General features: G+C 29.7%; 9 protein-coding genes. All 9 read left to right on the top strand.

From position 1 onward, the window contains the following. Positions 1-462 precede the first annotated feature (462 nt). The 9 genes from BM119_RS18800 (at position 463) to BM119_RS18845 (ending at position 8,692) form a co-directional block, all read left to right on the top strand. Positions 463-1,536 (top strand): UvrB/UvrC motif-containing protein, encoded by a 1,074-nt coding sequence (locus tag BM119_RS18800; RefSeq protein ID WP_090043249.1) that lies wholly within the window; start codon positions 463-465, stop codon positions 1,534-1,536. Between the two features lie 228 nt (positions 1,537-1,764). Beyond that, the gene (locus tag BM119_RS18805; protein ID WP_090043250.1) at positions 1,765-3,324 is read left to right on the top strand and encodes an AAA family ATPase; all 1,560 of its coding nucleotides are present in this window, start codon (positions 1,765-1,767) and stop codon (positions 3,322-3,324) included. Positions 3,325-3,700: 376 nt separating this feature from the next. Further along, entirely contained in the window at positions 3,701-4,048 is a 348-nt protein-coding gene (locus BM119_RS18810; RefSeq protein WP_090043251.1) for a TIGR04076 family protein, read from the top strand. A gap of 71 nt (positions 4,049-4,119) precedes the next feature. Next, on the top strand, positions 4,120-4,860 hold the full coding sequence (locus tag BM119_RS18815; protein ID WP_090043252.1) for a class I SAM-dependent methyltransferase: 741 nt from the start codon (positions 4,120-4,122) through the stop codon (positions 4,858-4,860). 91 nt (positions 4,861-4,951) lie between these two features. Then, complete coding sequence (locus BM119_RS18820; RefSeq protein WP_090043253.1) at positions 4,952-5,575, top strand: GNAT family N-acetyltransferase; 624 nt, start codon at positions 4,952-4,954, stop codon at positions 5,573-5,575. 26 nt (positions 5,576-5,601) lie between these two features. After that, positions 5,602-6,300, top strand: a complete 699-nt coding sequence (locus BM119_RS18825; RefSeq protein ID WP_090043254.1) for a class I SAM-dependent methyltransferase — start codon at positions 5,602-5,604, stop codon at positions 6,298-6,300. Positions 6,301-6,347: 47 nt separating this feature from the next. Then, on the top strand, positions 6,348-6,896 hold the full coding sequence (locus BM119_RS18830) for a GNAT family N-acetyltransferase (RefSeq protein WP_143087358.1): 549 nt from the start codon (positions 6,348-6,350) through the stop codon (positions 6,894-6,896). Between the two features lie 117 nt (positions 6,897-7,013). Continuing rightward, positions 7,014-8,195 (top strand): GNAT family N-acetyltransferase, encoded by a 1,182-nt coding sequence (locus BM119_RS20340; protein WP_242948475.1) that lies wholly within the window; start codon positions 7,014-7,016, stop codon positions 8,193-8,195. Positions 8,196-8,320: 125 nt separating this feature from the next. Next, entirely contained in the window at positions 8,321-8,692 is a 372-nt protein-coding gene (locus tag BM119_RS18845; protein WP_090043256.1) for a hypothetical protein, read from the top strand. Positions 8,693-9,124: the final 432 nt, after the last annotated feature.

Consider the following 9,124-nt stretch of genomic DNA (forward strand, 5'->3'; position numbering starts at 1 on the left):
GGAAGTCACTGTATCTTTCAACAGAGCAGATAATGAAGAAATGGACTTCACCAATTCAACATTGGGCGAGTACTTTAGCTCAACTTAGTATTTTATTTGAAGGAAGATTTGAAGTTTAAAATTAAGCTTGTACAACTTTTAATAATCATGAATAGTATTACTATTTTTGCAAATAATAACTATATAAAAAGTTACACTAACCCATTATTAGTATTGCCTTGAAAAATAAAAATTACTACTGACAATAAAATCCAGTAGTAATTTCCAATTAAAAAAAGCCCGTCTTTATTTAATTACACAAACTTATGCATATTCTCGTTTATAGAACAATATCCTTTTAAAAAATGCTTTAATCCACTTTCTAATTCATGTAAATCACCTAAAGCACATGCTATATCCGTAACATATTTTGTAGATTAAATAAACCATATTATAAAATCTACCTTTAGGAGGATCATAACCTTGAACATAAAAGAAAAAATCAAAAAACTACCTTGTTCACCAGGAGTATATCTTATGAAAGATTCTTTGGATACTATTATTTATGTAGGGAAATCCAAAAGTTTAAGAAATAGAGTTGGGTCATATTTTACAAATTCAAAATCTCATTCTCCAAAGGTAATAAAATTAGTGAAAAATCTTAAGGACTTTGATTATATACTAACAGATACGGAATTTGAAGCATTACTACTTGAATGCAAATTGATTAAAGAAATTAAACCAAGATATAATAGGCAAATGAAAAGTCCCAAAGGTTATTGTTATATCAAAATAAAAATGGACGAAAAGTATCCAGATATTGAAATCTGCAATGAGGCTAACAATTCTGATGGCAATCTTTATTTTGGCCCTTATACTAATAAGAATACTGTAGAAAAAGGTCTTTGGGGTATAAAAAAACATAGTAAAATTTTGTGTACTAATAGTTCTCGAAAAGCTTCAGGATGTCTAAAATATTCTATGAACTTATGTATTGGTATGTGTACAGCCAATCCTTCCAAAGAGCATTATCTTGCTTTAGTAGAAAGGATAAGAAATTTACTTAGTGGCAGTGATTTGACTATTTTGGAAGAAATGGAACAGGAAATGAATATTGCTGCTTTAAACTTTGATTTTGAAGGTGCAGCTAAATATAGAGATTACATAAGAGCAGTTAAGCACTTAGTAAGTACTGCGAAAATTATTAATTTCACGGAAGCTAATAAAAATATTGCCTTAGTAGAGTTTCTAAATGATGAAGAAATTAAGCTTTTTTTAATAAAATATAATAAACTACTTTTTAGTGAAAGTTATAACCTTAGAAATCTTAATATTAATGAAATAAATGATAAAATTAAAAGTAACATTTTATCTTATTTTAATGATGTTTCAAAAAGTTCTGTTAATGTTGATAAGGATGAAATAGATGAAGCTCATATAATATATAATTATTTAAAAAGTAAAGAAAGCACATGTAAGTATATAGTTATTAAAGAACAATGGATTAATGATATGGATAGCTTTAGTATTGATACAGCTGTAGATGAATTATTATAGTTTTTTGTTTATGATATGCTGAAACGTACCTATGGAGAACCAAAATAAATAGGTTATGATTAAATGCTAATTGATAAGCCAAGTATATTAAATATGTAATTGGCTTATGTTATAATTAGGCATATGAAAATAAACTAGCATACTGGCTAGTTATTTATTTGAATGTGACTTAATGTAGTTTTTACGTGTAGTAAAGAAAAATCAGTAGTAGGAAGGGAGGCAGATATGATGGGAATATATTTAAATACTAATAAGCCTTTAGGAAATTATAAAAGGTTATTAAATATAGATTATTTTGTTGATAAGTCAATGATAATAGAAAAAACTAATAAGCTTATTAATACAGCTAATTGTTATATATGCATAACAAGACCAAGAAGATTTGGTAAATCTAGTGTTGCTGATATGTTAGGAGCATATTATTCTAAAGCAGTAGATTCAAATGATATTTTTGACACTCTTAATATAAGTAAATCTAATAGTTATGAGGAGCATTTAAATAAATATAATGTAATTAGTATATCTTTCAATAAAATACCGGAAATTGGAAGAAGTTTTGACGCTTATATGGATATGATAAAGACATCATTAATAAATGATATTAAAGAAGCTTTTCCAAAAATTGATAGCGAAAAATATTTCACTATAAGTGATATGTTATATGATACTAGAGAAAAGTTTATTTTTATTTTTGATGAGTGGGATTATATCTTTAATAATAATTTATTTGTTGAAAATCAAAATGATTTTTTAGAGTTTTTAAGGAATCTTTTAAAGGATCAACCTTATGTAGCTCTTGCATATATGACAGGAGTTCTTCCTATAAAGAAATATTCAAGCGGTTCTGCTCTTAATATGTTTGATGAATTTACATTTTTAAAGGATAGAATATTTGGTGAATATTTTGGATTTACAGAAGATGAAGTTATAAAGTTATGTGATAAAAATGGGGAAATGAAATTCAAAGAACTTGAAAGTTGGTATAATGGATATTTAACTGCAACAGGAATCAAAATATATAATCCACGTTCAGTAGTTAAATCCCTTCAAAATAATTATTGTGAAAGTTATTGGACTAATACTGGTGCTATGGATGAGGTAGCTGAGTATCTTAAATATAATGTTTTAGAAATTAGAGATGAAGTTATAGAAATGGTTTCAGGTCAGGAAATTGACATGATAATAGATGAAGAATTTAGGGCTGGTCAAGGGTCACCAAGGACTAAAGAAGAAATCTATTCTGCTATGATAGTACTTGGATTTTTATCTTATTATGATGGATATTTAAAAATACCTAATAAGGAGCTTATGAAAGAATTTGAAAAGGCTTTAAGAAATAAATCCTTTGGATATGTTTCAGAGATAATAGCTAATTCAAAAAGAATGTTAAAGGCAACAGTTAATGATGATACAAAAACTGTAGAGTCTATACTTCATGATATTCATAATTCTGAAATACCAATACTTCAATATAATGACGAGAACAGCCTTTCATGTGTTTTAACTTTAGCGTATCTTTCTTCTAGAGATACTTATAGAGTAGAACGTGAGGAGAAAACAGGGAAAGGTTATGCAGATTTTACTTTTCATCCAAGAAGAAAAAATGATATTCCATTTATAGTTGAGCTGAAAAAGGATGAATTACCTGAAGTTGCAATAAATCAAATTAGAGAAAAAGAATATGTGGAGAAGATAAGACGCGAGAATGAAGGCAAAAAAGTATTAGCAGTGGCAATATGCTATGATTCAAAGAATAAAGAACATAGATGTAAAATTGAAGAGATTTAGGATTATAGATAGGCTTTAAAGTCTATCTTATTTTTGTGTGATAAAATCATTTTTATTGGTTATTCATAGTGAATTATATGTATTTCTTAATATGAAATAGTTAATAGTGATGAATATATAATAGATGATGTATTATAATATTAAGACTTTTATTATAGAGTTTAGAATTATATATACTGAATCGTATCATAAATAAATACAAAAAATAGCCGTAGGTATTGATATAACTTACCTAAGGCTATTTTTATAAGTGAAAATACCGTATAATAAGATAAAATGGTTTATATATACAGTGATTACAAAAAACGTTACAATAAAGAGTATATATTATTTAATATTTTAAGTGAAATATAAATAGTAAATTTGGAGGTTAATCATGAAAAAATGGTATGATGAGGAGTACAAATTTGAAATTGAGGTAACTGGGTTTCTTCGCAGTGACCATACAGAGCGGTACTGCCGAAACGGCGAGGAAGTGGGGGATAAGTATACCTGCACCTATGGCTGTCCCACAAATTCGGATGGACAGGGTATCTGTTCCAAGGTCATGATGATTATGTTTCCAATCATGGAGTCGGTCAGAAGTGGCGGAGATTTAGAGAACATTGGTGGAAATGATAAATATAGCAAGGATATTGTATGCCCAGATGGTTGCGTCATGTTCAGGCTGACGGCAAAGAAACTTGACAATGAGAATTTTTATAAGGGGAAGTTTTTTGATTAGTTTTGATTTTTATTGTACTCAGTTTAAAGATAACTGAAATATATAAATTCTAATTTGTGGAGGATGGAAAAATGATAAAAGACAGTTCGACTGAATGCTGGAACCAGGTAAATATAGACGAATGGGTTGATAAGGCACAAACAAATGATTTCAGAATGTATTACATAATGCCATACACATTAGAAAAATTGGGAGATGTTAAGAATAAATATATTCTTGATTTGGGATGTGGAGAAGGTGGTTATTCCAGAGCATTAGCACATAAAGGCGCAATAGTTACAGCAACAGACTGCTCAGAAGCTTTTATTGAATACTCAAAAAGTAAGGCTCAAGAAGAAGGCTTAAGCATTAACCATTATATTTATAATGCAAATACACTAAATGATATTAATGATGATTATTATGACATAGTTCTTTGTTCAATGATGTTAATGGATGTTGAAGATTTGGATGGAACATTAAAGGAAATTCGGCGTGTTTTAAAATCAAATGGGAATGTATTCATTTCTATATTACATCCTTGTTTCAAGGGAAAAGAAACTAAATGGATAGAAAATAGTGGAGATATAGAGGTGCTTGTTTCTGATTATCATAATCCAAAAGAATGGGTTGGAGAAATTAAAGGAATGAATGTTCCAATTTTATATAGACATAGAACTCTGTCAGATTATATAAAAGCATTTGTTAAAAATAAGTTTAAGATAATTGATATGAATGAACCAATTCCAGCACAAGAGAAATCTGTTATGTCACCAAGAGTTGCTTGGTTAGCAAAAATACCAATGTATTTGTTTATAGAATTAGAAAAATAAATTCCTATTTATTAAGGAAGTATGATAACTATAAAGTGACAAGAATTAGATGGTGCAAAGATAATAACTGATGTAAAAAGGGAGGAACATAATGGATATTTTTATTAGACTTGAGCAAGAAAAAGATTATCATCGTGTGGAAGAAATAACGAAACTTGCCTTTTCCTATCCCGGAAGAGTTGAGCGTGGGCAAATTGGATGTCCGTTTGAACATTGGATGGTTCACGAATTGCGCAAACGAGACGGAATACTATCATTAAGCTTGGTTGCAGAAGTTGATAACTCTGTTGTAGGACATATTATTTGCAGCGAAGCGACAGTTAAAACATCTGATAAAACTTTGCCTGTTTTGAATTTTGGTCCAATCAGTGTACTGCCTGAGTATCAGCGACAAGGCGTTGGTTCAGCACTTATAAACGCCATGATAGATAAAGCAAAATCGTTGGGATATGGAGCAATATTGTTTTTTGGACGACCAGAATACTATCCACAATTTGGATTCAAGGAAGCTTCGGCATTTGGCATAACAGATTCTGAGGGATATAATTATCCTGCTTTTATGGGTATGGAACTGATACCGAAATATTTATCCGCAGCTTGTGGAGGGAAATACTACGAATCCGACATATATGATGATGACCTAAATCGCCACAAAGTTAAGGCTTTTGATGATGAAGATAAATTAATATCATTTGTTAGATCAGGCAAAAGATAATTTTAAATTGTTGGAGGAAGTTATTTATGAATGAATATTCAGTTGAAGAAAGTTTGAAGGCTTGGGAATCTAATGCTAAGTTTTGGGATGATCGTATGGGGGATGAATCAAATCAATTTCACAGAGAAGTTGTAAGACCAAGAGTAAGTGAATTGCTTGAAATTAAAGAAGGCGATTTTATACTTGATATTGCCTGTGGAAATGGAAATTACTCTGCCTATATTGCAGAAAAAGGAGCAGATGTTGTTGCTTTTGACTACAGTTCTAAAATGATTACATTGGCAGAAAAAAGACAGTATAAGTATAATGATAAAATTGAGTTTCATGTTATAGATGCAACAAATAGAGGGGAACTTCTCTCGCTTAAAAAGGAAAAGCCATATAGTAAAGCGGTATCTAATATGGCTATTATGGATATTTCAGATATATCTATTTTATTTCAATGTGTAAATTGCCTTCTTAAAGAAGATGGTATATTTGTATTTGCTACACAACACCCTTGCTTTGTGACTCTGACAGAGAAATATTTGTCACCTAATAGGTATGCTGGTGAGGCTATTTCAGGTCAGCCATTATTACAATGTTACTATCATCGTTCATTACAAGATATATTTAACCTATGTTTTGAAAGTGGTTTTGTAATTGATGGTTTTTATGAAGAATGCTTTAGCGTTAAAGAAAAACCAGATGTAATAATTGTTCGTGCAAGGAAAAGTAATAGATAAATTCTAATTTGTTGATGAGTTATAAAGAGGGAGTGTGAGTGGTAATTATGAGGATATTAGAACGAAGATTTATTTTAGAAAATAGTAAATATGTAATCTTAAGAAGTCCTGAAACATCAGATGCAAAAGAAATGATTGATTATTTATATAAAAGTGCTGGCGAGACAAACTATTTAAGCAGATATCCAGAAGAAATTAATATAAGTTTAGAGGCTGAAAAGAAATATATATCAAAACAATTAGAATCAGAAAAAAGTTTTGATATAGCTGCTTTTGTTGATGGAAAGTTAGTCGGCAATTCAACAGTATTTGCGTTGGGTGATAAAATTAAAACAATGCATAGAGCAGAATATGGCATTAGTATTTTAAAGGAATATTGGAATAAGAAGATTGGTACAATGTTAACCGAGTATTGTCTTGAAAGTGCTAAAGAAATTGGATATGAGCAAATAGAACTTAGTGTTGTTGAAGATAATATAAATGCAATTAATCTTTATAAAAAAAATGGGTTTACGTTATGTGGAACAATAGAGAATGCAGAAAAATTAAAAGATGGTTCTTATCAAAATTTATATATGATGATATGTAAATTTTGATAAGAAAGTATTAATTAAGCAAATTCTAACTTATTAAAGAAGTATTATGACTATAAGGTGATAAGAATTAGATGGTGTAAAGATAATAACTCATATAAAAAAGAGAGGATAGAGATTATGAAACATGAAATTATACATTTACCAAAAGAGAGATGGAAGGGAACTACAATTCCAATAAGGTATAAGACAGACAAATATTATGATGTTATTGTAAATAAAAGAGAAAATGGATTTTCTGTTGAGATAGAAAAGAAAGATTTTAAAGAACCAGTAACTCATACACCAGAAGAATACGATTTTCCAGATAAGTTATATGAAGATCACTGGGAAAATGCTTATGCTTGGGGAGTATTAGTTAATGATGAATTAGTTGCTGCAATTGAAACCGATCAAGAATTATGGTCTAATCGTCTAAGAATTACAGAACTTTGGGTAGCAGAAAAATATCAAAAGCAAGGAATAGGTCATGGGTTAATTGAAATGGCAAAGGAACAAGCAAGAAGAGAACGTCGTCGAGCTATTATACTAGAAACACAATCTTGTAATGTTAATGCAGTAGATTTTTATCAGCATGAAGGCTTTAGTTTGATTGGTATGGATACTTGTTGTTATAAGAACAATGATTTACAAAGAAAAGAAGTAAGGTTAGAGTTTGGATGGTTTCCAAAAGAAAAGAAAAGATTAAATCATGAAGAAATAGAAGTTAGAATGGAAACAAAGGATGATTGGTACAATGTAGAGTTAATGACACAGCATGCATTTTGGAATAAACATCATCTTGGATGTGATGAACATTATCTTGTGCATAAATTGCGTCAAGATAAAGACTATCTTCCAGAACTAAGCAGAATAGCAGTAAAGGATGGCGATGTAATAGGATGTATAATGTACTCAAAGGCACGAGTTGTTGATGGTGCAGATACACATGAAATTATAACCTTTGGACCTCTTTGTGTAGAGCCTAAATGGCAAGGATGTGGAGTTGGTGAACTGTTATTAAGAGAAACAATGAGCTTAGCTGCAAATAAAGGGTATAAAAGTATTGTAATTTTTGGAGAACCAGATTATTATCCTAGGATAGGATTTAAAACATGTGATAATTTTAATATTACAACTGCTGATGGCAAAAACTTTGATGCATTTATGGGAATTGAATTAGTAGAAGGTAGTATGAAAAGCATAAAAGGAGAATTTTATGAATCGGAAGCTTTTGAAAATCTCCCAAAGGAAGAAGTGGAAGAATATAATAAAAAATTTCCGAAACTACAAAAATTGAGGTTTCCAGGACAATGGGATTAATTAAATATTTAATTTAATGAGGTGGATTATGAAAGATGGGATTTTTGTTGCTCCACTTAATGATGATGAATATAAAATAGTTAGTGAAGTTGTTTGGTTCTATATCTCTTTGTAATGGGGATTTAATGCAAGTAAATATGATTTGTAATGAAGAAGATGTATATATAATAGATTGGGCTTTTGGCGGATTTATGCCTTATGCACTTGAAGTTGCAAGGGTTATATCACATGGTGCAGATTCTGGTTTTGCATATTATATGATTGATGCCTTAAGAGAGATATTTGTAAAAGGTGTATATGAAGCATTGGACAATACTAATTTATCTTTTGAAGAGTTTTGTTTTGATGTAAAATTAGCATGTTTAAATGAGCATATTGAATTTTTAGAGTATAACTTTAACAACCCAGATGAGCCAAGAGATAGATATTTTGAATTAGATTTTGGTAGGGTAAATAGGGTAGCAGATGAGATTTTGCTATGTTTATCTATTCAATAAGTGGATAGCAAATTACATTTAAATAAATGGATTAATATGATTATAAGTGACACTCTAAATCTACGCTTTGGTTAGTAGAACTTATTTATTTGAATGTATGTGATAAGGAGTTTACTTTGAAGATAACCTTAACCATTTATATTACTTGGTTAAGGTTAATTTTTATGAGTGAAAATACAGTACCATAAGTAATAGTTTGTTTACAAAATATGTTATAATTACATTAGGATCAATTTTGAATAATAAACAAATAGCAATTTAATGTATAGGCTATTTAATAATATTTCAGCCAAGACAAAACATAACACAAAAAGTCGGAAGCAATCGCTTGAAAAGAGATAAGATATATATACAGACAGGGGGGATGATTATGGGGTGGATTGAAGGAATTGGTGAAGCTATCAACTATATTGAGGAGAATATAAATGAAGA

Origin of the sequence: Clostridium frigidicarnis, from assembly GCF_900111985.1 — a bacterium.
Taxonomy (GTDB): domain Bacteria; phylum Bacillota; class Clostridia; order Clostridiales; family Clostridiaceae; genus Clostridium_Z; species Clostridium_Z frigidicarnis.

Excerpts from the sequence above, each read along its gene's own strand:
- BM119_RS18820 (WP_090043253.1), top strand. The coding sequence starts at position 4,952 with ATGGATATTTTTATTAGACTTGAGCAAGAAAAAGATTATCATCGTGTG.
- BM119_RS18845 (WP_090043256.1), top strand. The coding sequence starts at position 8,321 with ATGCAAGTAAATATGATTTGTAATGAAGAAGATGTATATATAATAGAT.
- BM119_RS18825 (WP_090043254.1), top strand. The coding sequence starts at position 5,602 with ATGAATGAATATTCAGTTGAAGAAAGTTTGAAGGCTTGGGAATCTAAT.
- BM119_RS18810 (WP_090043251.1), top strand. The coding sequence starts at position 3,701 with ATGAAAAAATGGTATGATGAGGAGTACAAATTTGAAATTGAGGTAACT.
- BM119_RS20340 (WP_242948475.1), top strand. The coding sequence starts at position 7,014 with ATGAAACATGAAATTATACATTTACCAAAAGAGAGATGGAAGGGAACT.
- BM119_RS18805 (WP_090043250.1), top strand. The coding sequence starts at position 1,765 with ATGGGAATATATTTAAATACTAATAAGCCTTTAGGAAATTATAAAAGG.
- BM119_RS18815 (WP_090043252.1), top strand. The coding sequence starts at position 4,120 with ATGATAAAAGACAGTTCGACTGAATGCTGGAACCAGGTAAATATAGAC.
- BM119_RS18830 (WP_143087358.1), top strand. The coding sequence starts at position 6,348 with ATGAGGATATTAGAACGAAGATTTATTTTAGAAAATAGTAAATATGTA.